The organism is Thermodesulfobacteriota bacterium (assembly GCA_040756475.1).
Taxonomy (GTDB): Bacteria; Desulfobacterota; Deferrisomatia; order Deferrisomatales; family JACRMM01; genus JBFLZB01.
The window spans coordinates 1-24,269 of the sequence record JBFLZB010000037.1 but is presented as its reverse complement, the minus strand read 5'-3'; the positions used below and the strand labels follow the sequence as shown (position 1 = coordinate 24,269).

General features: G+C 68.8%; 23 protein-coding genes. 20 read left to right on the top strand and 3 right to left on the bottom strand.

Annotated features, from left to right (window positions below):
- Positions 1–57 precede the first annotated feature (57 nt).
- From AB1578_07655 to AB1578_07630, 6 genes are all read left to right on the top strand, one after another.
- A complete protein-coding gene (locus AB1578_07655) occupies positions 58–1,668 on the top strand; it encodes a class I SAM-dependent DNA methyltransferase (protein ID MEW6487774.1) in 1,611 nt (536 codons plus the stop codon).
- On the top strand, positions 1,665–2,807 hold the full coding sequence (locus AB1578_07650; GenBank protein MEW6487773.1) for a restriction endonuclease subunit S: 1,143 nt from the start codon (positions 1,665–1,667) through the stop codon (positions 2,805–2,807). The genes AB1578_07655 and AB1578_07650 overlap by 4 nt, the downstream gene beginning before the upstream one ends.
- An 11-nt stretch (positions 2,808–2,818) precedes the next feature.
- Positions 2,819–3,472 carry a hypothetical protein gene (locus AB1578_07645; protein ID MEW6487772.1) on the top strand — a complete coding sequence of 218 codons (654 nt, stop codon included), beginning with the start codon at positions 2,819–2,821 and terminating at the stop codon, positions 3,470–3,472.
- A 66-nt stretch (positions 3,473–3,538) separates the two neighbouring features.
- Positions 3,539–4,630: an AAA family ATPase gene (locus tag AB1578_07640; GenBank protein MEW6487771.1), complete on the top strand. Its 1,092-nt coding sequence runs from the start codon at positions 3,539–3,541 to the stop codon at positions 4,628–4,630.
- The gene (locus AB1578_07635; protein ID MEW6487770.1) at positions 4,627–5,298 is read left to right on the top strand and encodes a DUF4276 family protein; all 672 of its coding nucleotides are present in this window, start codon (positions 4,627–4,629) and stop codon (positions 5,296–5,298) included. Before AB1578_07640 ends, AB1578_07635 begins: the two co-directional genes overlap by 4 nt.
- A gap of 347 nt (positions 5,299–5,645) precedes the next feature.
- A complete protein-coding gene (locus AB1578_07630) occupies positions 5,646–8,819 on the top strand; it encodes a type I restriction endonuclease subunit R (GenBank protein ID MEW6487769.1) in 3,174 nt (1,057 codons plus the stop codon).
- Between the two features lie 323 nt (positions 8,820–9,142).
- Here the strand turns inward: AB1578_07630 and AB1578_07625 are convergent, their stop codons facing one another.
- The gene (locus tag AB1578_07625) at positions 9,143–10,204 is read right to left on the bottom strand and encodes a DMT family transporter (protein ID MEW6487768.1); all 1,062 of its coding nucleotides are present in this window, start codon (positions 10,202–10,204) and stop codon (positions 9,143–9,145) included.
- Between the two features lie 158 nt (positions 10,205–10,362).
- Positions 10,363–10,560 carry a rhodanese-like domain-containing protein gene (locus AB1578_07620; GenBank protein ID MEW6487767.1) on the bottom strand — a complete coding sequence of 66 codons (198 nt, stop codon included), beginning with the start codon at positions 10,558–10,560 and terminating at the stop codon, positions 10,363–10,365.
- Positions 10,561–10,918: 358 nt separating this feature from the next.
- On the opposite strand from AB1578_07620, the gene AB1578_07615 reads away from it, so the two are divergent.
- From AB1578_07615 to AB1578_07605, 3 genes are read left to right on the top strand one after another with little or no spacing between them, the layout of a single operon-like run.
- Complete coding sequence (locus AB1578_07615) at positions 10,919–11,899, top strand: TRAP transporter substrate-binding protein (protein ID MEW6487766.1); 981 nt, start codon at positions 10,919–10,921, stop codon at positions 11,897–11,899.
- 60 nt (positions 11,900–11,959) lie between these two features.
- Complete coding sequence (locus AB1578_07610; protein MEW6487765.1) at positions 11,960–12,445, top strand: TRAP transporter small permease; 486 nt, start codon at positions 11,960–11,962, stop codon at positions 12,443–12,445.
- Entirely contained in the window at positions 12,435–13,715 is a 1,281-nt protein-coding gene (locus tag AB1578_07605) for a TRAP transporter large permease (GenBank protein MEW6487764.1), read from the top strand. Before AB1578_07610 ends, AB1578_07605 begins: the two co-directional genes overlap by 11 nt.
- Before the next feature lie 33 nt (positions 13,716–13,748).
- On the opposite strand, the gene sppA is transcribed toward AB1578_07605, so the two are convergent.
- Entirely contained in the window at positions 13,749–14,702 is a 954-nt protein-coding gene (sppA, locus tag AB1578_07600; GenBank protein MEW6487763.1) for a signal peptide peptidase SppA, read from the bottom strand.
- A gap of 254 nt (positions 14,703–14,956) precedes the next feature.
- On the opposite strand from sppA, the gene AB1578_07595 reads away from it, so the two are divergent.
- The 11 genes from AB1578_07595 to AB1578_07545 all read left to right on the top strand — a co-directional run.
- On the top strand, positions 14,957–16,594 hold the full coding sequence (locus AB1578_07595; GenBank protein MEW6487762.1) for a radical SAM protein: 1,638 nt from the start codon (positions 14,957–14,959) through the stop codon (positions 16,592–16,594).
- Between the two features lie 140 nt (positions 16,595–16,734).
- Positions 16,735–16,995: a type II toxin-antitoxin system prevent-host-death family antitoxin gene (locus AB1578_07590; GenBank protein MEW6487761.1), complete on the top strand. Its 261-nt coding sequence runs from the start codon at positions 16,735–16,737 to the stop codon at positions 16,993–16,995.
- The gene (locus tag AB1578_07585; protein MEW6487760.1) at positions 16,992–17,381 is read left to right on the top strand and encodes a type II toxin-antitoxin system VapC family toxin; all 390 of its coding nucleotides are present in this window, start codon (positions 16,992–16,994) and stop codon (positions 17,379–17,381) included. Before AB1578_07590 ends, AB1578_07585 begins: the two co-directional genes overlap by 4 nt.
- A gap of 123 nt (positions 17,382–17,504) precedes the next feature.
- Positions 17,505–17,795, top strand: a complete 291-nt coding sequence (gene gatC / locus AB1578_07580; protein ID MEW6487759.1) for an Asp-tRNA(Asn)/Glu-tRNA(Gln) amidotransferase subunit GatC — start codon at positions 17,505–17,507, stop codon at positions 17,793–17,795.
- A gap of 1 nt (position 17,796) precedes the next feature.
- Entirely contained in the window at positions 17,797–19,254 is a 1,458-nt protein-coding gene (gatA, locus tag AB1578_07575) for an Asp-tRNA(Asn)/Glu-tRNA(Gln) amidotransferase subunit GatA (protein MEW6487758.1), read from the top strand.
- A 9-nt stretch (positions 19,255–19,263) separates the two neighbouring features.
- Complete coding sequence (gatB, locus tag AB1578_07570) at positions 19,264–20,715, top strand: Asp-tRNA(Asn)/Glu-tRNA(Gln) amidotransferase subunit GatB (protein MEW6487757.1); 1,452 nt, start codon at positions 19,264–19,266, stop codon at positions 20,713–20,715.
- Positions 20,716–20,873: 158 nt separating this feature from the next.
- On the top strand, positions 20,874–21,026 hold the full coding sequence (gene rpmH / locus AB1578_07565; protein ID MEW6487756.1) for a 50S ribosomal protein L34: 153 nt from the start codon (positions 20,874–20,876) through the stop codon (positions 21,024–21,026).
- A gap of 11 nt (positions 21,027–21,037) precedes the next feature.
- Positions 21,038–21,412, top strand: a complete 375-nt coding sequence (rnpA, locus tag AB1578_07560) for a ribonuclease P protein component (protein MEW6487755.1) — start codon at positions 21,038–21,040, stop codon at positions 21,410–21,412.
- Complete coding sequence (yidD, locus tag AB1578_07555; GenBank protein ID MEW6487754.1) at positions 21,382–21,636, top strand: membrane protein insertion efficiency factor YidD; 255 nt, start codon at positions 21,382–21,384, stop codon at positions 21,634–21,636. The genes rnpA and yidD overlap by 31 nt, the downstream gene beginning before the upstream one ends.
- 4 nt (positions 21,637–21,640) lie before the next feature.
- Positions 21,641–23,233: a membrane protein insertase YidC gene (gene yidC, locus AB1578_07550; GenBank protein MEW6487753.1), complete on the top strand. Its 1,593-nt coding sequence runs from the start codon at positions 21,641–21,643 to the stop codon at positions 23,231–23,233.
- 102 nt (positions 23,234–23,335) lie between these two features.
- Positions 23,336–24,269: tRNA modification GTPase (locus tag AB1578_07545; GenBank protein ID MEW6487752.1), on the top strand; the 934-nt coding region annotated here is incomplete at its 3' end.

Genomic DNA, 24,269 nt, shown 5'->3' with positions numbered 1-24,269 from the left:
CCGAACGCAGAGGCCGGAAAGCCTCCCCTGCTGCGCCGCTGTTGGAGGAATGGCGACTTGCACTGGATCGCACCGTCCGAGAAGGACACGGCCACCGACACCCTGGAGAAGCGCCTCTGGGCGGCTGCCGACCAGCTCCGGGCCAACTCGGGCCTCAAGGCCTCCCAGTACTCGACCCCCGTGCTGGGCCTCATCTTCCTTCGCTTCGCCGACGCGCGATTTGCGGCCGCACGGGCAAGGCTCGAGAAGGTCTCGGCGAGCTCTCGCCGGGGGCCGCGGGTGGACCAGCCCGACGCCTACCACGCCGAGGGCCTGCTCTTCCTGGCGCCCGACGCCCGCTTCGACTGGCTTCTGGCGCTGCCCGAGGGCGGGCAGATCGGCAGGGCCGTCAACGAGTCCATGCGGGCCATCGAGCGCGACAACCCGCAGCTCTCGGGCGCGCTGCCCAAGACCTACGAGCTCTTCACGAGCACGCTCTTGAAAGAGCTCCTGAAGAAAGTCTCCGAGATCCCCGCCAGCCTCGACTACGACGCCTTCGGCCGCATCTACGAGTACTTCCTCGGCGAGTTCGCCCGCACCGAGGGCCAGAAGGGCGGCGAGTTCTACACGCCGAGCCCCATCGTCCGGCTCCTCGTGGAGGTGCTCGAGCCCTTCCACGGCCTCGTGCTCGACCCGGCCTGCGGCTCCGGCGGCATGTTCGTGCAGAGCGCCCGGTTCGTGGCCGAGCACCGGGCCAACCCGTCGGCCGAGCTCTCGATCCACGGCCAGGAGAAGGACGCCGAGACCGTCAAGCTCTGCCGCATGAACCTCGCGGTCCACGGCCTAGAGGGCGAAATCCGCGAGGCCATCACCTACTACGAAGACCTGCACCGCTCCACGGGCCGCTTCGACTTCGTCCTGGCCAATCCCCCATTCAACGTCAACGCCGTGGACAAGGAACGCCTCGCCGGCGAGATCGGGCCGGGCCAGCGCTACCCCTTCGGGATGCCGCGGACCGACAACGCGAACTACCTCTGGATCCAGCTCTTCTACTCCGCCCTGAACGGCCGCGGCCGCGCCGGCTTCGTCATGGCCAACTCGGCCTCCGACGCCCGCGCGTCCGAACAGGAGCTGCGCCGCCAACTCGTCGAGTCCCGCGCCGTGGATGCCATGGTGGCCGTGGGGCCGAACTTCTTCTACACGGTCACCCTTCCCTGCACCCTCTGGTTCCTCGACCGGGGGAAGAAGGCCACGCCCCGGGCCGACACCGTCCTCTTCCTCGACGCCCGGCACGTCTTCCGCCAGATCGACCGTGCCCACCGCGACTGGACGCCCGCCCAGATCGGCTTCCTCGCGAACGTGGTCCGGCTCTATCGGGGCGAGGAGCCCGACTTCACCCTCGGCGGGGAGGAGGCGCGGGCGAAGCTGGAGGAGGTCTTCGGGAACAAATCGGCCTTCGCCGACGTGCCCGGCCTGTGCCGCGCCGCTACCATCGGCGAGATCGAGGCGCAGGGTTGGAGCCTCAACCCCGGTCGGTACGTCGGCGTCGCGCCCGGCGAGGAGGTCAGCGACGAGGACTTCAAGGAGAGGCTGGAGGGGCTGAACGAGGAGTTGGAGGGCCTCAACGCCCAGGCGCGGGAGCTGGAGGCGGCGATCGGGGCGAATGTTGCGGAGATGCTCGGGGCATGATGATGACAGGCGCCCAACGAATGCCGCTCGGAGATGCTGTGCGTTTTGGCAACGGCAAGGCAATCAAGCCGGGGGGATACGGGCAGTATCCGGTCTATGGATCCAACGGCATCATTGGCGGGTGCGATGCCTTCCGTCATGAAAATGGCGTAATCATCGGGCGCGTGGGTGCGTACTGCGGTTCGGTGGCCTACTGTCCCGGCAAGTTTTGGGCATCAGACAACACGCTTGTGGCCTACCCTGCTTCCGAGCAAGTAGATACTAGGTTCCTCTTCTACCTTCTCACCGATGCTCAATTGAGCCGATATGCTGGGGGCGCGGCACAACCACTTGTCACTCAAACCGTCCTGAGGGGAGTCGAGGTCCGCGTCCCCCCGCTCTCTGCCCAACGCCGCATCGCCGGAATCCTCTCGGCCTACGACGACCTGATCGAGAACAACCAGCGGCGCATCCGGATCTTGGAGGAGATGGCCCGCGCCCTCTACCGCGAGTGGTTCGTTCGCTTCCGTTTCCCCGGCCACGAAGCCGTCCCTCTGGTCGACTCACCCCTGGGGCCGATTCCGGAGGGGTGGAAAGTGAAGAGGTTCGGCGAGATTGCAGAGTCGGTGCGCAGGAACGTGTCCAAGGGCCAGTTGGAAGAACCCAGGCCTTACGTCGGTCTTGAGCACATTCCCCGGCGGTCCCTGGCGCTCGACGCGTGGGAGATGACCACCGATCTTGGGTCCAACAAGTTGGAGTTCAAGAAGGGAGAGGTTCTCTTCGGCAAGATCCGGCCGTATTTCCACAAGGTCAGCATTGCGCACTTTGACGGGCTCTGCTCGGCGGATACCATCGTCCTTCGCAGCCAGCGCCCAGAATATGATGGTCTCGTTGCTGCGGTCGCATCGAGCGACGACTTCGTAGCGCACGCCACAGCTACCTCCAACGGCTCCAAGATGCCCCGAGCCAGTTGGGAAGTCCTCGCGAATTACCCAGTGGTGATGCCCGACGGGGCCTTCCTCAAGCGGTTTTCGGACCTCTTCATCGCAGCGACAACCCAACAGCAAGCCCTCGTTCGCCAGGCCCAGAACCTCCGCCGCACCCGCGACCTATTGTTGCCGCAGTTGTTGTCTGGCCGGCTGACCGTGGCCGCGGATTGAGCGAGGCGCGCATGTTGGAGTTGGTGCTCGGGGCAGTCATCGCCATTTTCATCACGATCTTCGTGGAGAACTTGCGGAAGCCCAAACTCTCGTTCGGGCTCTCCGACCCCGTGGACCACCAGTATGAAGGACGACCCGCGAGAACGGCTCGCTACCTTCTCGTGGACGTCACGAACCGCCGCCTGCCCTGGTACGCACGTTGGATGTCCAGGGACGCCGCCCTTTCGTGCCATGCCTCCGTCAGCTTCCACCATCTGGACGGCCAGAACGTATTCGGCCGCGTCATGCCGGGCCGGTGGAGCGGCTCCACCGAGCCAATTCCGATGCAGTTCGTCCTCGGCGGGCAAGCCGGCTATCTCTTGGACCCCACACGCTTCACCGTCACTTCAGAGGTGGACATCCAGCCGGGCGAAACGAAGCGGCTGGACATCGCAGCGCGCTTCGACGATGAAGACTGCTGTTTCGGGTGGAGCAACCTGAGCTACCTCTCGAACCCCGTGTGGCGAAACCCTGACTGGAAGCTCCCGCCGGGCCGATACTTGGTGAAGGTGACGGTCGTCTGCTCCGGGGAGAAGCGCACCGGGCTGTTTCGCCTCGTGGGGGACGTGAGGCAGAGAGACTTTCGTTTGGTGCCTTCCCTCCGGGGTGACCAAGCGCGGGAGTGATGGCGCGCGAGTGAATCTGCTGCATGATCGGCAGGCATCATCACGTGGCAAGCCAGCGGAGCTATCATGCGTACGCTTGAGAAGTTGAAGATCAAGAACTTCAAGTCCATCCGCGAGCAGACCCTGCAACTTGGGCCTCTAAACGTGTTCATTGGAGGGAATGGCTCGGGTAAGTCGAACCTGATCGAGACCTTTCGATTTCTTAGAGAAGTTGTCAGTCAAAATTTGGCCGGCTACACAGCGTTGAAGGGCGGTGCCGACAACCTCCTTCACTTCGGGCGAAAGAAGTCTCCGACGATGACGATGTTTTTGGAATTTGGGGAAGGCAAGGTCTCCAATGCTTATGAAGTGACGTTAAGAGGTACCGATGAAGGGTCTTTGATTGTCTGGGAGGAAATGGCGTATTACCACGAAAAGGACAAGTACAAGGCGCCCTACGACCGACGCGTCGCAGCGGTATCGGCAGAGTCGAAGCTCCGACAGGTTGACCACATCTGTGCGCGACAAGTCATGAGAGACCTCGATGGTTATCGCGTCTATCACTTCCACGACACGAGCGACACCGCGGCCGTAAAGGGCGTGTGCGACATTGAAGACAACCGTTTTCTGCGACCCCAGGCGGAGAACCTGCCCGCATTCCTCTATTGGTTACAGGAGAAGAAACCCGACCATTTTGCCGTCATCCAGGATACCGTTCGCCAGATCGCACCCTTCTTCGACACCTTCGTGCTCTCGCCGTCGAGGCTCAACGAGTCGAAGATCCGGCTGGAATGGAGGGAGAAGGGAAGCGATGCCTATTTCAACGCGTCCTCCCTCTCGGACGGGACCCTTCGCTTCATCTGTCTCGCCACTCTCCTGCTGCAACCCACGTTACCCGCCGTGGTGCTTCTCGACGAGCCAGAACTCGGCTTGCACCCGGCCGCCGTGGCTTTGCTTGCTGAATTGCTGTCGTCTGCCGCAACGCGTACGCAGGTCATGGTCGCCACGCAGTCGGTGACGCTTGTGAATCAGTTCGAGCCCGAGCACGTCTGGACCGTCGAGCGAGAGGGGTCCGAGAGTGTATTCCGGCACCTCACCCACGCAGACATGAGCGCATGGCTGGATGACTACGCGCTCGGAGAGCTCTGGGAGAAGAACGTCTTGGGGGCTCGGCCGTGAGCAAGAGAGTCTTCATCCTCGTCGAAGGTCAGACTGAAGAGCGCTTCGTCAAGGATGTTCTCGCGCCTGCATTCTTCGGAAGGGACCTCTATTTCTACCCCACGATCCTTGTCACCAAGCGCGTCAAAGATGGTCCAAACTTCAAGGGTGGGGTGACTACCTTTGCCAAGTTCAGGAACGATGTACGGCGACTTCTGCAAAGCTCAGGCGACGCGCTGGTGACCACCCTCTTGGATTACTATGGGTTGCCGACCGATTTCCCTGGGATGGACAGCCGTCCAGGCCGAGGACCGATCGAACGCGTGACCCACGTCGAACGAGCGGTAGCTGAGCACCTCGGCAATCCACCGAACTTCGTCCCGTTTCTCGCGCTGCACGAATTCGAAGCGTGGTTGTTCTCCGCGCCGGAGGAGTTGCCCCGGGTGCTCACCGCCATGGACAAACTGCCTCAATTCGCGGCTATTCGAGAAGGTGTGGCTTCTCCGGAGGAGATCAACGAACGCCCCCAATTCGCACCGTCAAAGAGGATCGCGACCCTGTTCCCGAGTTATCGAAAGGTCCTTCATGGGCCGACGGCAGCGGGGCGCATCGGACTGGACCGTATTCGGAAAGACTGTCCTCATTTCGACGCTTGGATCAAGAGATTGGAAGAGTTTGTGGTTGCATGAGCGGCGGCATTCGGCTTCCCGGGAGAACAGCGAGAGGAGAAGGTCCGTGTTATCCGCCGGCATGCATTTCGAGAGCGATGCCCAAGAAGGCTGATGCCGCCCCGGCTGGGACGGCATCGTAACTCCTTCTGCGCGTGGCAGATGAGCTGACGGCAGTATCGACCGGCGAGGCGGAAAGCGCAAGGCCCGAAGATCCGTTCGTGAATCTGCCCGAGCCTCTTGGGGAGCGACGGGAGGTCCCGGACCTTTGGGCCGAGCAGAGGTACCAAACCCTGAGTGGGGGTAGGAATGAGGGTATCAACTCCTGAACTACGTATCAAACTGAGTACTGAGGGACACTATCGCCCATGACCCCTCGCCCCTACTCCGAAGACCAGCTCGTCGAGCAGCCCGCCCTGGCGCTCCTCTCGGAGCTCGGGTGGCAGACGGCGTCGACGGGTCAAGAGATCCTCGGGCCGTGGGGAACCTTCGGGCGAGAGACAAAGAGCGAGGCGGTGTTGGCCCCGCGGCTCCGGGCCGCGCTGGAGCGGCTGAACCCCTATGTCCCGCCTGAAGCCCTGGCGACCGCCCTGGACGAGCTGACCCGCGACCGCTCGGCGCTCAGCCTCGCGGCCGCGAACCGCGAGGTGTACGGCCTGCTCAAGGACGGCGTGCCCGTCTCGGTGCCCGACCGGGAGGGCGGCGGGCAGCGGCCGGAGCGCGTGCGCGTGATCGACTGGCGGAACCCGGCCGCCAACGACTTCCTGGCCGTGTCGCAGATGACCTTCGCCGGTCCCCTCTACACCTGCCGGCCCGACGTGGTGGGCTTCGTCAACGGCCTGCCGCTCGTGGTCGCCGAGTTCAAGAAGCCCGGCGTCCCAGCTCGGCAGGCCTTCGACGAGAACCTCACGAGCTACAAGCACCCGCAGAACGGCGTCCCCGCCCTCTTCTGGTTCAACGCCCTCCTCCTGGCTTCGAACGGCACCGACAGCCGCGTGGGCTCCCTGACTGCCGATTGGGACCGGTTCTTCGAGTGGAGGCGGGCGGAGAGCGAGGACGAGCCCCGGCGCGTGTCGCTGGAGACGATGCTCCGCGGCACCTGCGATCGGGCGCGGCTCCTGGATCTCGTCGAGAACTTCACCCTCTTCTCCAGCCGCAAGGCGGGGCTCGCGAAGGTGCTCAGCCAGAACCATCAGTTCCTCGGCGTGAACCGCGCCATCGCATCCATCCTCTCGGCCCGCCGGGCCGGCCACGGCCGCGGGGGCGTGTTCTGGCACACCCAGGGTTCGGGCAAGAGCTTCTCCATGGTGTTCCTCGCCCAGAAGGTCCTGCGCCGGGTCCCGGGCAACTGGACGTTCGTGGTCGTGACCGACCGCGTGGAGCTCGACGAGCAGATCGCCAAGACCTTCAAGGCCTGCGGCGCCGTGAGCGAGGCCGACGCCGCCGAGTGCCACGCGGCAAGCGGCGCTCACCTGCGGGACCTCCTGCGGGGGAACCACCGCTACGTGTTCACCCTCATCCACAAGTTCCAGACCCCGGAACTCCTCTGCGACCGGCGCGACGTCGTCGTCCTCACCGACGAGGCGCACCGGACGCAGTACGACACCCTGGCCATGAACCTGCGCGCCGCTTTGCCGAACGCGCTCTTCCTCGCCTTCACGGGCACGCCGCTCATCGTTGGCGAGGAGCGCACCCGGGAGGTCTTCGGCGAGTACGTCTCCATCTATGACTTCCAGCAGTCGGTGGAGGACGGGGCCACGGTCCCGCTCTATTACGAAAGCCGGACGCCGGCGCTTCGGCTCGAGAATCCGGACCTGAACGAGGACCTCTACGACCTCATCGAGGCTGCGGACCTGGACGAGGCCCAGGAGCGACGGCTGGAGCGCGAGCTGGGGCGGCAGTATCAGCTGATCACCCGCGACGACCGGCTGGAGACCGTTGCGCAAGATGTGGTCCGGCACTTCCTGGGGCGGGGTTTCCAGGGCAAGGCGATGGTCGTTTCGATCGACAAGGCCACGGCGCTCCGGATGCACGACAAGGTGCGGAGGCACTGGCAGGCCGAGCGGGAGCGGGTGGAGAAGAGTCTCGCGGAGCTTACGAGGTACGGCGGCCCCTACGATCCCGAGGCGGTGCGGGAGCTGCGCCGGCGGCTCGAGGTGCTCACCACTGCCGACATGGCGCTGGTGGTGTCGCCCGGCCAGAACGAGATCGAGCAGATGAGGGCCCTGGGCCTCAACATCGCGCCCCACCGACGGCGGATGAACGACGAGGAACTGGACGAGAAGTTCAAGGACTCGGCGGACCCGCTGAGGCTCGTGTTCCTCTGCGCCATGTGGCTCACGGGCTTCGACGTCGAGTGCTGCTCGACGATCTATCTCGACAAGCCCATGCGCAACCACACGCTCATGCAGACCATCGCCCGGGCCAACCGCGTCTTCCCGGGCAAACGGAGCGGCCTGATCGTGGACTACGCCAACGTCTTCGCCTCTCTGGAAAAGGCGCTCGCGATCTACGGAGCCGGCCGTGCGGGGGCGGCGCCGGTGCGGGACAAGGCGGCCCTGGTGGACGAGCTGCGGCAGGCGGTGGATGTCGCGATTGGGTTCTGCGGCCGGCACGGGGTCCGCGTGGAGGAGATCGAGTCAGCCCAGGGACTCGACCGACTCACCGCCGTCGGCGAGGCCGTGAATGCCCTGATCTCGCCCGATCCCCTGCGGCGTGAGTTCCTCGGGCACGAGCGGTTGGTGCGAGCGCTCTTCCAGGCCGTGAAGCCAGACCCGGCGGCACTGGACCTTCAATCCCCGGCGTCCTGCCTGGGGATGATCGCCGACGCGATCCGCGTGGAGACGGGGGACGGCCCGCCCGCCGACCTCTCCCAAGTGCTCGCCGACGTGGGCCGCCTGCTCGACCACTCCGTCGCCGCCGAGGACCTGACACCGCCGGAGCGGGGCGCGGCCATCGACCTCTCGAAGATCGACTTCGAGGCACTCGCTGGGCGGTTCGAGAAGTCGAAGGGGAAGAAGGTTGACCTGGAGCGGCTCAAGGCGGCAATCCGGGCCCGGCTAGAGCGGCTGGTCCGGCAAAACCGGACGCGCGCTGACTACCTCGCGAAATTCGAAGAGCTCATCGAGTCGTACAATGCCGGAAGCCGGAACATCGACGAGCTCTTCCGCGAGTTGGTGGAGTTCAGCCGGTCGCTGACCGAGGAGGAGCAGCGCCACCTGCGCGAGCGCCTCACGGAGGAGGAGCTGGCGGTGTTCGACCTCCTCACCCGTCCTGGGCCGGAGCTCACCGCCGCGGAGCGCGAGGAGGTGAAGAAAGTGGCCCGCGACCTCCTGGCCCGCGTCAAGGGCGCCCTCAGCGTCGACTGGCGCCTCAAGGCCCAGGCCCGCGCCCAGGTTCGGCTCACCATCGAGGACCTCCTGGATGAAGGCCTCCCCCGCGCCTACACGCCGGAGCTCTACCGGGCCAAGGTGGGGGCGGTGTTCGAGCACTTCTACGAGGGCCATCCGAAGCGCGTGGCAGCAGCCTATTCCTCGGCGTGACCGTTACTTGTTCCTCCAGCACGCGAGCCGGGTCGTGGGGGCCGAGGATGGGGATACCGACGCCATCATCGGCTTTCGCCGGAGAGCGACGGATTGAGCGGCGTGGGGGGGTGGTGGCGACGGGCTTGACGGAGCTCGAAGCATACGTTGGGGCCGCTTTTACGACCGCATATTCGAGAACCGGCAGAGGGGGACCATCAGGAGCTCGTCACCCTCGAGGAAGTACAAGTGGTCGAGGCCCTGGAGGAGGCGCGGGGTTTCGTGGCAGAAATGCGGCGCATCCTGGATCGTTAGGAATCGGGCAGGTCTTTCTCCAGCCGGACCTACCGATGCCCGTGCCGGTGGTGGAGATCGGGGGTGTGGGGGTGGCGGTGCAGGAGGGGCGGGTGGCCGTGGGGGTGGGCGTGGGGCTCCGGGTCGTCGCCGTCGGGGTGGAGGTGGCGGTGGTGGTCGTCCCGGGCGTGGGCGTGGGCGTGGGAAGGAGCCGCGTGGCGGTGCCCGTGGAGGTGGCGCTCCGCGAGGTGCAGCCCTACGCCCAGGGCCGTGAGGAGGCCCCCGAGGATCAGCGCTCCGCTCAGTCTCTCCCCCGGGAAGAGGAGCGCCGCCCCGGCCCCGGCGAAGGGCGCGACGGAGAAGTACGCCGCCGTGCGCGCCGCCCCCAGGTAGCGAAGGGCCCGGACGTAGAGCACGAGGCTCGCGCCGTAGCCGGCCAGTCCCACCGCCGCCGCCGCCGCGGCCGTGCCCAGGCCGGGGAGCTCTTGCCCCGCGGCCAGGCCCAGGGCCAGGCTCGCGCCGCCCCCGGCCAGGCCCTTGGCTGCCGCCACGGCAAAGGGGTCACCCCCCGAGACCTTCCGCGTCAGGTTGTTGTCCGCCGCCCAGGCCAGGCACGCCCCCGCCACGGCGAGGGCTCCCCACGACAGGGGCAGCGCCGCCCCGGGCTCCCACGCCAGCACCAGGGCCCCCGCCCCGATGGCCGCCATGCCCGCCGCGAGCCGGCGATCCCCGTGCTCCCCGAAAACCGCCCAGGCCAGCGCCGCCGTGAAGACCCCCTCGAGCGAGAGCAGGAGCGAGGCGGCGGCGGCGGAAATGCTGCGCAGCCCCACCAGGAGGAGGACCGGGGCCGCGACCCCGCCCGCGAGCACGGCACCCCCGAGCCACGGCAGGTCCGCCCGGGAGAGGGGGGCTTCGGCGGGGATCTTCGGTCCCCCCACGCGGGACCCCAGCCGCCAGGCCAGAGCCCCGAGCCCGGCCCCCCCGTACAGCAGGCCCGCCAGCAGCAGGGGCTCGGCCCGGTGGGCCAGGAGCTTGACGAAAGGGGTGCTCGCCCCGAAGAGGGCAGCCGCGGCGAGCGCCAGCCAGAAGGCGGAGTGCGGGCCGCCCGCCACGGACTGACCTCTCCCGGCCTCGGGGCTTCGAGCTGCGGCTACACGAGCCGGAGCCCGGCGGCCTGCCACCCCGGAACGCCTCCCGCCAGGGCCTTGCTGTGGACGAAACCCAGCGCGATGTTCTCTGCCGCCCGACCGGCGGCCGTGGCCTCCTGGGGTCAGGCGCAGTAGAAGATCACCTCCCGGTCCTTCGGCAGCGACGGGCGCAGACGCAGGAACTCCTGGTAGGAGAGCGCCCCCTCCAGGTGCATGGCGGCGAACTTCTGCGGGTCGTCGTAGCCGCACACGAGCAGCGCCGCGCCCGAGGCCACGCGGGCTCGGGCTTCGGCGGGGGGGATGCGGGGGACGTCTGCCATGGGAACCTCCGATTCATGAGGGTCTGGGACGCGACCATTCGCGATGGTCCTCCAGTGTTGCGTCCCGCGGCCCGCCGTCAAGGCGCCAGTCTCCAGGGACACCTCCATCCACCACCTAGGTGGCGAGCGGGGTCCGGGAGCCCCTGCGCTCCGCCCCGCAATCCGCGACATTCGGAAAGAGCGTCTCCAAGGGAGCTGGTGCGCCGAGCCGTACCGATTTCGGTCGGGCTGCCGTGGATCGATCGAGGCGGCACGGGGCTGCGCTCCGGGGCTCTCGGACCCCGCCCCTTGACGTTCTTCGGCCCCCCCTGCTACAAGCCGATCTCGTCGGAAAGCCCCCCGTTCCCGGAGGTCGCCCATGAAATCCCGCACCCTGGCCGCTTCGATCCTCGCCCTCTCTCTGGCACTGGCCGCACCGTGCTTCGCCGCCCTCAAGATCAACCTGGGGGTCGTCACGAAGCCCGGATCGGCCCAGAACATCGTGGCGGACAAGTTCAAGGAGCTCGTCGAGGCGCGCTCGAAGGGGGAGATCGAGGTCAAGATCCACCACTCGGCCTCCCTGGGAAACGAGACCGAGATCCTGCAGCAGATCCAGATGAACACCGTCCAGATGGGGATCATCACGAGCGGGCCCTTCGACACCTTCGACCCCATCGCCCGGGTCATCGACTACCCCTTCCTGTTCCAGGACAACGCCCAGGCCGACGAAATCCTCGACGGGCCCCTGGGACAGGAGATCCTCACCTCCCTGGAGGGCTCTGGATTCAAGGGGCTCGCCTTCTCGGAAAACGGCTTTCGGCACCTCACGAACAAGAAGCGCGCGGTCCGGGGGCCCGACGACGTCAAGGGCCTGAAGATCCGCGTGATGGAGTCGGCCCTGCACAAGGCCATCTGGCAGGCCCTGGGCGCGAACCCCACCCCCATGCCCTGGCCGATCTACAGCGAGCTCGAGCAGGGAGTGATCGACGGGCAGGAGAACCCCCTGTGGGTCGTCGAGGTCTACAAGATGTACGAGGTGCAAGACCACCTGTCCCTCACCCGGCACGTGTACTCGGCCCACATCGACGTGGCGAGCCTCCAGTGGTGGAGCTCGCTCAAGCCCGAGCAGCAGCGGCTCCTCCAGGAGGCCATGGTGGAAGCCGCCCGGTACCAGCGGGCCGAGAACCGGGCCGCCGACGCCGGGCGCATCGCCTTGGCCAAGGAAAAGGGCATGCAGGTCGAGGAGAACCCCGACATCGCCGCCTTCCGGACCCGGGTGGCGGAGCTCAAGGACCTGGAGCTCTTCCGCAGTCCCAAGGTCCAGGACCTCTTGCAGCGGATGCTGGCGGCGGTCCAGTAGGAACGCTGGCCAGCGGGGGCGGGGGGTTATACCGCCCCCCCGGGCCGTAGGGTGGGGCCCGTGGGCGCACTGGAGGTGCTGAGCCGGCACCTGAACCGGGGGATCGAGGCCCTGCTCGTGGTCCTGGGAGCCTCCATGTCCACCGTGGTGGCTGCCCAGGTATTCAGCCGCTACGCGCTGAACTACTCGCTGTTCTGGTCCGAGGAGCTCGCCCGCTATCTCCTGGTGTGGCTCTCGTTCCTGGGGGCCACCGTGGCCTACTATCGGGGGCTCCATCCCGGGGTCGACGCCGTCTACGCGCGGCTCCCGCCGGGGGCCCGGCGGGCCGCCTCGGTCGCCGTGCATCTGGCCTCGCTCCTGCTCTTCGGGATCATGGTGGTCTACGGGTGGCGGTTCGCCCACTTCGTGCGGTTCCAGATCTCGCCGGCCCTCCACGTGCCCAAGTGGATTCCCCACGCCGTCCTCCCCCTGAGCGGCGCCGTGCTGGCGCTCCACGCGCTCGGCTTCCTGATTCGGGAGCTGGGAAGGCGCCCCCGTGACCGCTGAGATCCTTCTCGGGAGCCTGGCGCTCCTGTTTGCCCTCAACGCCCCCATCGCCATCGCCATCGGGGTGGCCTCGATCCTGGCCATCCTGGCCCAGGGGTCCTTCTCCCCCATGATGGTGGTCCAGAAGATGTTCGGGGGCACCGACTCCTTCCACCTGCTCGCGGTTCCCCTCTTCATGTTTGCCGGGGTGCTCATGGAGCGGGGCGGCATCAGCCGCCGGATCATCGACTTCGCCAACGCGCTCGTGGGGTGGCTGCCCGGGGGGCTTGCCGCCGTCACCATCGTCTCGGCCATGTTCTTCGCCGGCATCTCGGGCTCGGCCGCGGCCGACGCCGCCGCCGTGGGCGCCATCCTCATCCCGGCCATGAAGCGGTCCGGCTACGACTCGGACTTCGCTGCCGCCGTGCAGGCTTCCGGGGGCTCCATCGGCGTCATCATCCCCCCGTCGATCCCCATGATCATCTTCGGGTTCCTCACGGGGGCCTCCATCGGCCAGCTCTTCGCCGCGGGCATCCTGCCGGGGCTCCTGATCGGCATGAGCCTCATCGGGGCCGCCACCGTCATCTCGCGCCGCCGCGGGTACGCCGCCACCCAGGCCTTCTCCCTGGCCGAGGTGGGGCGCACCCTGCGCAAGGCGCTGCTCGCGCTGGGGGCTCCGGCCATCATTTTGGGGGGCATTCTCCTCGGGGTCTTCACCGCCACCGAGTCGGCGGCCGTGGCGGTCGTCTACGCCCTGGCGGTAAGCCTCCTCGCCTACCGGGAGCTCAAGGTCTCCGACCTCTACGCGGTCTTCCGCGACGGCGCCGTGACCTCGGCCATCGTGATGTTCATCATCGCCACCGCCTCGGTCTTCTCCTGGATCGCGGCCATCGAGGACCTCCCCGCGGCGCTGGCGGGAACGCTCCTCGGCCTCACGACGGACCCCGTCCTCCTGCTCCTCCTGGTGAACGCCGTCCTCCTCATCGCCGGCACCTTCGTGGAGACCACCGCCGCGCTGATCCTCCTCGTGCCCATGATCACCGCGCTCGTGCCGAGCCTGGAGATCGACCTGGTGCAGCTCGGGGCCATCGTGGTCGTGAACCTCGCCATCGGCATGCTCACGCCTCCCATGGGAATCTGCCTCATCGTGTCCTGCTCCATCTCGGGCGACACCATCGGGGCCGTGAGCCGCCGGATCGTCCCCTTCCTGTTCGTGCTGCTCGTCGATCTGCTCCTCATCACCTACTGGTCTCCGCTGACTACCTGGCTGCCGTCCCTCATGCGGCGCTGAGGCGGGCCCGCAGGAAGCGGGCGCAAAGACCCCTCAGTACCGAAGCTCCCCCTGGAAGAGCTCCTCGGCGGCGGCGGGGTCCAGCAGCAGGGGGCCCGCCTCCAGGCCGGCCGCCAGGGCGGCCAGGGAGTAGGGGTTCAGGCGCGAGGTTGAGCCCCGGCGGTACGCCACCAGTTGGCCTTCGGGAAGCCCGGCCAGGTCCAGTGCCCGGCGGAAGGCGTCGTCCAGATACCCGACCCGGTCGATCATGCGCAGTTCCAGCGCCCGCCGCGCCGTGAAGGGCGCCCCCGTGGCCATCGTCTGCAGATCGGCCTCGGTCGCGCCGGCGCGGGCGGTCCGCACGGCTTCGAGGAACCGCGCCTGGAACTCCCCGACGATGCCGTCCAGGGTAGCCTGCTCCTCAGGGGTAAGGGGCCGGAGCGGACTCAGGATGTCCTTCTGGGGGCCCGACCGGGTCACCTCGCTACGCACGCCCCACCGGTCCAGGAGGCCCGAGGCGTCGAACTTCGCCACGAAGACCCCCACGCTCCCCACCAGGGCCGCGGGCAGGGCCACGATCTCGTCGGCCGCGAGCGCCGCGTAGTACCCGCCGGACAGCCCCTTCTCCACGATCACGGCAACCGCCGGCAGCCCCCTGTCCTCCCGGAAGCGGCGGATCTCGTGGTGGAGCACGTCGCTCGCTCCCACCGTTCCGCCCGGGGAGTCGATCCGAACGAGCAGCGCCTTGACCCGGGGGTCCTTGCGGGCCCGGTCCAGGTCGGCCCGCACCCGGGCCGGCAGGCTCTCTGCCTCGGAGAACCCCGGCAGCCCCCGGGGCGGCCGGAACGAAAGAAAACCCGAGACGTCCAGCAGGAGGACCTTGGCCGCCCCCTCCCCGAGCACGGTGACCTCCCGCGGCTCCGCCGGGACTCCCCCGGGCAGGCGGATCACGGCACAGGCAGGCAGGAGCAGGACGGCCGTCAGGGAGAGGCAGAGCGGGCGTCGCATGGGGCCTCCGCACGGGAAAAGGGCAGAAGGGACCTGGCCGGAAAGGGTACCCCGGGGAGGCAGGGACAGCGAGAACTTGCCGGCAGGGCTTGGCGTTGGCCGTGGCCAGCCCCACTTCGCGCGGGTGCCGTCCCGGGTGCTCGGCCTGGGGACAGGATCCCCTTGCAACGCGCTCCGTGTGGGCTCACCATCCCGCTCCGCCCCCGCGTCTCGCCCCCCGCTCCGGGAGGCCCGGCGGGCGCGCCTGGAGCCCCGTGCGCGCCGTACTCGCCTTTCCGCCCCATGCGAGCCCCACCTACGTACCCCTCGGGGTCGCGGCCCTCGTTGGCCATGCGCGGGCCCGGTGCCCCTCCTGCGACCTGACCGCGCGCGACCTCAACCTCACAGCCTGGGAGCGGGTGGCGCAGGCGCTCCCCGGCGGCTCCGGGTTCGTGGCTTTTCTGCGAGGCCGCGAGGGCAACTTCTTCGACCGCTGCGCCTACGCCTTCCACCAGGAGACCTGGCGCGCCGGCGACGCCGCCTTCGCGCGCCTGTGCGGAGAGGTCAAGGCCTACCTCGACGCCGGGCAGGCCCCTTTGGACCTCCTCGCGCTCCTGGACGCCCTGGCCGACGAGGTGCTCGGGGGCGACCCCGAGCTCGTGGGCGTCTCCCTCCTCGCCCTGGGGCAGCTGCCCTGGGCGCTGGCCCTGGCCCGCCGGGTCCGGGAGCGGGCGCCGGCGCTGGCGCTGTGCGGAGACGAGGGGCGGCGGGCAGGCCCCCGCATCGTCTTCGGCGGCGCGGCGTGCTCGGCGCTGCAACCCGAGGAGCTCCTGGCGGCATGTCCCTTCGTGGACGGGGTGGTCCTGGGGGAAGGCGAAGCGGCCTGGGAGGCCCTGTGCCGGGGGTTGCCCGACCGGGAGGTTCCGGACCTCGCCTACCGCAGCGGGGGCGGTGTGGCCCGAAACCGCCCGGCGCCGGCTGCCCCCCTGGAGGCACTCGCCCTGCCCGATTTCTCCGCCCTGCCCCTGGAGCGGTACTTCAACCCCTCGCCGGTGCTCCCGGTCCTCGCCTCCCGGGGGTGCAAGTGGCGCCGGTGCCGGTTTTGCGCCCACACCACGTCCTTTGGCGGGTATCGCGCCCCCCTGGCCGCCCGCTGCGCCCGGGAGCTGGAGGCCCTCCACACCCGCTACGGGGCGCGCCACTTCTACTTCGCCGACCTCTACGTGGACGCCCCCGACCTCGCGGCCCTCTCCGACGAGCTGCGGACCCGGGGATGCGACCTCTCCTTCCACGCCCTCGGCCGCCCCACGGCCGACTACACCCCCGCGCGCCTGGAGACGCTCGCCGCCGCCGGGTGCCGGTGGATCAGCTGGGGCGTGGAGAGCGGCAGCCAGCGCCTCCTGGACGTGGCGGGCAAAGGGACCCGGGTGGAGACCGTGGAGGCGGTGCTCCGCGACGCCCACGCCGCCGGGGTCTCGAACCTGGCCATGATGATCTATGGCCTGCCCACCTCCGGAGACGAAGACCTGGGTGCCACGCTGGCCTTCCTGGAGCGGGTCTACCCCCACGTGGGAGCCTTCACCGCGAGCGCCTTCGCCCTCTTCGAGGGCACCGGCTTCGCCCGCAGGGCCGAGCGCTACGGTCTGATCCCCCGGGGCCGCCAGGAGGAGGTGCGGGTCGCGGGAAAGCCCATCCACTCCACCCGCCTCGACTTCCGCGAGCGGGCCGCCGACGGCTCGGCGCGCCCCCCCCGGGGCACCGTGGAGGTGGGAGAGTGGGTACGGCGGCGCCGGTGGCTCGGCGAGGTGCCCTTCCTGGAAGGGATCGCCTGCGAGCACTACCTCCTCCACGTCTCCCCCCACCGCACCGGCCGCGCCCGCCCCCCCGTGGAGCCGCCGCGAAGGGCGGCGTGAGGCGTGCGAGCCGCTGCGCGCGCCACCCCCGATCACCCCCAGCCGACAGACCTACGGGCCGGCACCAGTTGACTGGGCTTCAGGGGTTAGCCATAGTGGCCTAAGCAGACCGATCTCGGATCCGAAGTCGCGAGGCCGCCATGGGCACACCAACGATCGTCAACATGCACGAAGCGAAGACCAAGCTGTCCGAGCTGGGTCGGCGGGTGTGGGAGGGCGAAGAGATCGTCATCGCCAGGGCTGGAGAGCCCTACCTGGATCTCGTACCTCACCGATCCACGCGGCAGGATAGAACGCCGGGGCGGTGGGCGGGGCGGCTCTGGATTGCGGAGGATTTCGACGAGACCGACGCCGAGACGATCGCCGCTTTCGAGGGTGCTCAACAAGAGGAAAGCGGATGAGGCGGCTATTGCTCGACACCCACGTGCTCCTGTGGTGGCTTGCCGGCGATCCCAGGATCGGCCCAAGAACCTTGCGTCTCATTCGGGACGGGAAGAACGCGGTGTTCGTCTCTGCGGCCTCCGCTTGGGAGGTGTCCATCAAGAAGGCGCAAGGAAAGCTGACGACGCCGCGGGAAGACCTCGGCGTCGCCATTGCAGAAGAGGGATTCGTGCCTCTTCCCATCACGGTGCCCCACGGGGAACGAGCCGGCGGGCTTCCGCCTCTACACCGTGATCCGTTTGACCGGATGCTCGTCGCTCAGGCCCAAGAGGAAGTCCTGGAGGTCGTGACCATCGATCCGGCCATTTCACGGTACGGGGTGCCGACGGTGGACGCCGCGGCGTGAGCGGGACCGCGATTCCCATAAAGGGGGCTTGGCACGGGCGCCCTTGCCCGGCCTGTGGGGCTGTGCTAGCTTCCGGCCCTTCCCGGGAGCGAGAGAAGAAGAATTTCCAGCGAGGAGCACGGCATGAAGATCGGCCGCGAGGAGGTGCTGCACGTGGCGCGGCTCGCCCGGCTCACCTTTTCCGAGGAAGAGGTGGGCGCGTTGGCGGAGCAGCTCTCGTCGGTGCTGGAGTACGTGGAGGCGCTGGCGGAGCTCGACGTGGAGGGGGTGGAGCCCATGTCCCACGTGCTGGAGTACCCCACGCCCATGCGGGAGGACATCGCCCGGCCCTCGCTCCCGCGCGAAGCGGCGCTCGCCAACGCTCCCGACGCGGAGCAGGGTTGCTTTCGGGTGCCCAAGGTGATCGAGGCCTGACATGGCCAAGCTCGTATCCCGCACCGCGAGCGAGCTGCGCCGCCTCCTCGACGCCCGGGAGGTCACCAGCGAGGAGGTCACCCGGGCGTACCTGGAGCGCATCGAGGCGGTGGACCCCCAGATCGGGGCGTACCTCACGGTGACGCCCGAGGCGGCCCTGGACGCCGCCCGGGAGGCGGACCGGCGGATCGGCCGGGGGGAGGCCGGTCCCCTGACGGGAATCCCCGTGGGGCTCAAAGACCTCCTGTGCACGAAGGGGGTGCGCACCACCTGCGGCTCGAAGATGCTGGAGGGCTTCGTCCCCCCCTACGACGCCACCGCGGTGGTGCGCCTGCGGGAAGCGGGGGCGGTGGTGCTGGGCAAGCTCAACATGGACGAGTTCGCCATGGGCTCGTCCAACGAGAACTCGGCCTTCGGCCCCGTCCGAAACCCCTGGGACCCGGAGCGGGTGCCGGGGGGATCGAGCGGAGGGAGCGCCGCGGCCGTGGCCGCCCGGCTCGCCGCGGCCACCCTGGGCTCCGACACCGGGGGCTCCATCCGCCAGCCGGCGGCGTGCTGCGGCGTGGTGGGCCTGAAGCCCACCTACGGGCGGGTGAGCCGGTACGGCCTCATCGCCTTTGCTTCGAGCCTCGACCAGATCGGCCCCTTTGCGCGGGACGTGGCCGACGCCTCGCTGCTGCTCCAGGCCATCGCGGGCCACGATCCCCTGGACTCCACGAGCGCCGCCGAGCCGGTGCCCGACTACGGCGCGGCGCTCGCGGCGGGCGCCCGGGGGCTTCGGGTGGGGGTGCCCCGGGAGTACTTCGTGGAGGGCACCGACCCCGAGGTGGCCGCTGCGGTGCGGCGCGCCATCGACGCGTACCGGGAGCTCGGCGCCGAGGTGCGGGAGGTGAGCCTGCCCCACACCCGGTACGCCGTGGCGGCGTACTACCTACTCGCCACGGCCGAGGCGAGCTCGAACCTGGCGCGCTACGACGGCGTGAAGTACGGGCTGCGGGTGGAGGCGGACGACCTCCTGGCCACCTACTGCGCCACCCGGGCCCGGGGGTTCGGGGCAGAAGTGAAGCGCCGCATCATGCTGGGCACCTACGCCCTCTCGGCCGGCTACTACGACGCCTACTACCGGCGGGCACAAAAGGTGCGGGCGCTGGTGGCGCGCGACTTCCGGGAGGCCTTCGCCCAGGTGGACGTGATCGCGTGCCCCACGGCGCCCACGCCGGCGTTTCGCTTCGGCGAGAAGACGGAAGACCTCCTCGAGATGTACCTCTCCGACATCTTCACCATCCCCTGCAACCTGGCGGGCCTGCCCGGGCTCTCGCTTCCCTGCGGATTTGCGCAGACGGGGCTCCCCATCGGCCTTCAGCTCCTGGCCGCGCCCTTCGCCGAGCCCACCCTGCTGCGGGCCGCCCACGCCTACGAGCAGGCCGCCGGCTACCCCAACCGCACGCCCGAGCGATAGGAACCCGCCATGGACTGGGAACTCGTCATCGGCCTCGAGGTCCATGCCCAGCTGCTCACGGCAACCAAGATCTTCTGCGGCTGCTCCACGGCCTTCGGCGCCGAGCCCAACTCTCAGGTCTGCCCGGTGTGCCTGGGCCTGCCCGGCGCGCTTCCGGTCCTGAACCGCCAGGTGGTGGAGCACACCCTCAAGGTGGCGCTCGCCACCCACTGCACCGTGGCGCCCCGGAGCCGCTTCGCCCGGAAGAACTACTTCTACCCGGACCTCCCCAAGGGCTACCAGATCAGCCAGTACGAGCTCCCCATCCTGGAGCACGGGTTCCTCACGGTGGAGGACGACGCGGGAAACCCCAAACGCATTGGCATCACCCGCATCCACATGGAGGAGGACGCGGGCAAGCTCCTCCACCCCGAGGGGCCCGGCGCGGGCGGGCGGGAGCACAGCCTCGTGGACCTGAACCGCGCCTGCGTGCCGCTCATCGAGATCGTGAGCGAGCCGGATCTCCGCTCGCCCAAGGAGGCCTCCCAGTACGTACGCAAGCTCCGGGAGATCCTCGTGTACCTCGGGGTGTGCGACGGGAACATGAACGAGGGGAGCCTGCGGGCCGACGCCAACGTGTCGGTGCGGCCCCGGGGTCAGGCCGCCTTCGGCACCCGCGCCGAGATCAAGAACCTCAACTCCTTCCGCTTCCTGGAGCAGGCCATCGCCTACGAGCGCCGGCGGCAGATCGAGCTCCTCGAGGACGGCGGAAAGGTGATCCAGGAGACCCGCCTCTTCGACAGCGCCCGGGGCATCACCGTCTCCATGCGCTCCAAGGAAGAGGCCCATGACTACCGCTACTTCCCCGATCCGGACCTCCTGCCCGTGGTGGTGGAGCCCGCCTGGCTCGAAGCCGTACAGCGAGACCTGCCCGAGCTCCCCGACGCCCGCCGCCGGCGGTTCCAGGAGGGGTACGGCCTGCCCGCCTACGACGCGGACCTGCTGTGCCAGAGCCGCGAGCTCGCCGACTACTTCGAGGCGGCCGTTGCCGCCCACGACGACCCCAAGGCCGTGTCGAACTGGATGATGGGGTCCCTCCTCCGGGAGCTGAACAAGGAGGGCGCCCCCCCCCTGGCCCGGGCGCCGGTGACACCCCGGCACCTGGCGGCCATGCTCGGCCTCGTCAAGCAGGGGGTTGTCTCCGCCAACGCCGCAAAGGAGGTGTTCGAGGAGATGTGGGCCACCGGGAAGATGCCCGAGGCGGTGGTGGCCGAGAAGGGGCTCGCCCGGTTGACCGATACCTCGTCCCTGGAGGCGGCGGTGGAAGAGGTGCTGGCTGCCAATCCCGCCGAGGTACAGGCGTACCGCGGCGGAAAGTCGAAGCTCCTGGGCTTCTTCGTCGGGCAGGTGATGCGCCGCACCCAGGGCAAGGCCGACCCCGCCCAGGTCAACGAGCAGGTGCGGCGCAAGCTCGAGGGGTGAGGGCTGCGCGCGGGGCTCCCGGACCCCGCATGCCACCGAGGAGGAGGATCGTGGCCGGCGAAAATCCTTGACAGGTTTTCCCCAGGTCCCCTACCCTCCGGGTTTCCCCGAAACCTGGAGCTCGCCCTCCATGCCGCACTCATCGAGGAGGTCGCGATATGCAGCAGCACACGTACCAGCCCAGCCGAATCCGCCGCAAGAGGGTTCACGGTTTTCGCGCCCGCATGGCGACGGCCAACGGGAGGAGGGTGTTGTCCCGCCGCCGCCTGAAGGGCCGCCAGCGCCTGACCGTGGCCATCCCGAAGAAGTAGCTGCCCCAGGGCTGCCCCCAGGGCTCCAGCGCTGCACCTTCCCCCGCACATGCCGGATTCGCAACAAGGCCGAGTTCGACCGGGCCTTTCGCCTCGGCCAGAACCGCCACACCGCCCACTTCCGGGCGGTGGTGGCCCCCGCCGAGGGGGCGGTCAGCCGGCTCGGACTGGTGGTCTCGCGCAAGATCGGGAAGGCGCACGACCGCAACCGGGTGAAACGCCTGGTCCGGGAGTACTTTCGCCACCGGCGGCACGGCTTTCGGCCTCCGGTGGACCTGGTGGTAGTGGCCAAGCCCGGGGCCGCCCGTCTGGCTCTGAGCGAGGTGGCGGCGGAGCTCGACCCGGCGCTCCGGGCCTGGCGGCCCGAGCCGCCGCCGGCGCCGTAACGGCGTATTGTCTCTTCCTCTCGCCGCTCTTGCCGCCGGCCTGCCGCTTCTATCCCACGTGCAGCGCCTACGCGCTCACGGCATACCGCACCCTTGGCTTCTGGAGGGGCTCGTGGCTCACCGCACGCCGGCTCCTGCGGTGCCACCCCCTGCACCCCGGCGGGTACGACCCCGTGCCCGCACCGGGCTCGCGCAACGGGCCGCCCCCCTCCGGACGGAGATAAGACGATGGATCTGAAGCGGACCATCCTGGCCGTGGCCCTGTCCATGGCCGTTCTCGTTCTGTTCCAGACCTACTTCGCGCCGCCGCCCCCGAGTCCGGCCACCTCTCCCACCGCTCCGGGGGCCGCACCCGCCGGCGTACCGGGCGAACCCGGGGTGCTCTCCGGGGCGACGGGGGCAGAGACCGCGCCCACGCCTCCGGCGCCCGTGCATCGCACCAGCCTGGAAAACGACCGGGTCGTGCTGGACCTCTCGAGCCGTTCGGCGGCCATCGTGGGCGCTCGCCTCGTGGAATACCGGGAGCACCCGCGCCCCGGCAGCGAGCCGGTGAGGCTCCTGGGGTCGCCAGCAGGCACCGACCTGGCGGGGGGCATACGTCTCCTGGAGTCGCTTCCGGACTGGCGCCAGGTGTACGAAGAGGTCGAGCGCCGGTCCGATCGCGTCACCTACGCGTGGACCGCGCCCACCGGGCTTCGCCTCGAGAAGACCTACTCCCTGGTTTCCGGCCGCTACGACGTGGCCCTCGACGTGCGCGTGGTCAACGGCACCGGAAGCTGGCTGCGCGACCGCCTGGGCCTGGTGCTGGTCCAGGATTTCGCGCCCCACCAGGACACCTACTCGTTTACGGGGCCCGCCTACTACCGGGGGGGCGAGTTCGAGGAGGTGGCCATCAAGAGCATCAAGGACGGCCTCCAGGACCCGGGCAACGTCGCCTGGGCGGCGTTCCTCGAGAAGTACTTCCTGGTGGCGGCGGTGCCGCCCACGGCCGAGGGCTCGACCCTTCGCCTGGCCCCCCATCTGGGGCAGGACAAGGTGGCCGAGCTCGAGCTCCTGGGTCCGGTCTTCGAGCTCCTCCCGGGGGCCGAGGCGACCTTTTCCTACCGCCTCTACCTGGGACCGAAGGAGACCAACGCCCTCGCCCCCCTGGGCTCGAATCTCGACGCCCTGGTGCACTACGGCTTCTTCCACGTCATCGCCAAGCCCCTCATGGTCTTCTTGAACGCCATCTACGGCGTCACGGGGAACTACGGGATCGCCATCATCCTCCTCACCACCGTGATCAAGGCCGTCTTCTGGCCCCTGAGCGCCCGCAGCTTCAAGTCGATGCAGCGGATGAAGGAGCTCCAGCCGAAGATGGAGCGGCTGAAGGAGAAGCACGGCAAGGACCGCGAACGCCTGAACATGGAGGTGATGCAGCTCTACAAGACGCACAAGGTCAATCCGCTGGGCGGCTGCCTTCCCATGCTGGTACAGATTCCGTTCTTCTTCGCACTCTACAAGATCCTTCTCGGCTCCATAGAGCTGCGCCACGCCCCCTTCTTTCTCTGGATCACGGACCTTGCGGACAAGGATCCCTACTACATCACCCCACTCGTGATGGGGGCGAGCATGTTCCTGCAACAAAAGCTGACCCCCATGACCGGTACCAATGCAGCGCAGATGAAGATGATGATGTATGGTCTGCCGGTTGTGTTTACTTTCATGTTTCTCAACTTTCCCTCCGGGCTCGTACTCTATTGGTTGGTCAACAACTTGCTGAGCATCGCCCAGCAGGCGATGATGTTGCGGCAGGCCAAGGCAGCACAGCCCGCGGCGTAGGGCTGGTACCGGAGCCCGGGCCGGGGCGGCGACGGGGCCGCGCCGCCGGTGCTCGCGAGGGCCCGTACCCCGGAGCCTTGCGCGCCCGAGGAAGCGAGAGCCGTGCGTTCGCTTGACGATACCATCGCCGCGATCGCCACTCCCGCCGGCGAAGGGGGGATCGCCGTGGTCCGGGTGAGCGGGCCCCGGGCCGCCGCGGTCGCAGCCGCCCTTCTGCGCCGCAAGGACGGGTCCCCGCCCCCCCTCGACCCCTGGTCGGTGCGCCTGGCCCAGGTATGGCTGCCGGGGCCCCCCGACGGCCGCGGTCCCCTGGACGAAGCCCTCGTCCTGTGGATGCCGGGGCCCGGTTCCTACACCCGAGACGACGTGCTGGAGATCCAGTGCCACGGAGGGCCGGCGGCCGCCCGAGGCGTCCTGGATGCGGTCCTCGCCTGCGGCGTTCGCCTGGCGGATCCGGGGGAGTTCACCCTCCGGGCCTACCTGAACGGCAGACTCGACCTCCTCCAGGCCGAAGCGGTGCTCGACGTGGTGCGGGCACGCACCGAGGCGGCCCTTCGCATCCACGAGGGGCTCCTCGGGGGCCGCCTCTCCCGGGAGGTGCAGGGGTGGCAGGAGTCCCTGACGGGCGCCCTTGCCCTCGTGGAGGCCTACCTCGACTTTCCCGACGAGGACGTGGGGGAGTTGGATCGGGAGCGCGTCCGCATTGCGGTGGCCGACCTCACCGGAGCCCTGGAAGAGAAACTCGCCACCTTCGCCTGGGGTCGCACCAGCCGGGACGGGTTCGGGGTGGCGCTGGTGGGCGCCCCCAACACGGGCAAGTCGAGCCTCCTCAACCGCCTCCTGGAGGAGGAACGGGCCATCGTCAGCCCCGTGCCCGGCACCACCCGGGACACGATCGAGGCCTGGCTCAACGCCCTCGGGGTCTCGGTGCGCATCTTCGACACCGCGGGGCTTCGGGGTCCCGCCGACTCGCTGGAGGCAGAAGGCGTGCGGGGCGCGCGCGCCGCGGGCGAGGGGGCCCCCCGCGGGGGCGTCG

What these genes read in the sequence shown, in the direction of transcription:
- rpmH (MEW6487756.1), top strand. Translation starts at nt 20,874, where the DNA reads ATGCAGCAGCACACGTACCAGCCCAGCCGAATCCGCCGCAAGAGGGTT.
- sppA (MEW6487763.1), bottom strand. Translation starts at nt 14,702, where the DNA reads ATGCGACGCCCGCTCTGCCTCTCCCTGACGGCCGTCCTGCTCCTGCCT.
- AB1578_07645 (MEW6487772.1), top strand. Translation starts at nt 2,819, where the DNA reads ATGTTGGAGTTGGTGCTCGGGGCAGTCATCGCCATTTTCATCACGATC.
- gatC (MEW6487759.1), top strand. Translation starts at nt 17,505, where the DNA reads ATGAAGATCGGCCGCGAGGAGGTGCTGCACGTGGCGCGGCTCGCCCGG.
- AB1578_07630 (MEW6487769.1), top strand. Translation starts at nt 5,646, where the DNA reads ATGACCCCTCGCCCCTACTCCGAAGACCAGCTCGTCGAGCAGCCCGCC.
- gatA (MEW6487758.1), top strand. Translation starts at nt 17,797, where the DNA reads ATGGCCAAGCTCGTATCCCGCACCGCGAGCGAGCTGCGCCGCCTCCTC.
- yidC (MEW6487753.1), top strand. Translation starts at nt 21,641, where the DNA reads ATGGATCTGAAGCGGACCATCCTGGCCGTGGCCCTGTCCATGGCCGTT.
- gatB (MEW6487757.1), top strand. Translation starts at nt 19,264, where the DNA reads ATGGACTGGGAACTCGTCATCGGCCTCGAGGTCCATGCCCAGCTGCTC.
- AB1578_07585 (MEW6487760.1), top strand. Translation starts at nt 16,992, where the DNA reads ATGAGGCGGCTATTGCTCGACACCCACGTGCTCCTGTGGTGGCTTGCC.
- AB1578_07620 (MEW6487767.1), bottom strand. Translation starts at nt 10,560, where the DNA reads ATGGCAGACGTCCCCCGCATCCCCCCCGCCGAAGCCCGAGCCCGCGTG.
- AB1578_07640 (MEW6487771.1), top strand. Translation starts at nt 3,539, where the DNA reads ATGCGTACGCTTGAGAAGTTGAAGATCAAGAACTTCAAGTCCATCCGC.
- AB1578_07650 (MEW6487773.1), top strand. Translation starts at nt 1,665, where the DNA reads ATGATGATGACAGGCGCCCAACGAATGCCGCTCGGAGATGCTGTGCGT.
- AB1578_07590 (MEW6487761.1), top strand. Translation starts at nt 16,735, where the DNA reads ATGGGCACACCAACGATCGTCAACATGCACGAAGCGAAGACCAAGCTG.
- AB1578_07615 (MEW6487766.1), top strand. Translation starts at nt 10,919, where the DNA reads ATGAAATCCCGCACCCTGGCCGCTTCGATCCTCGCCCTCTCTCTGGCA.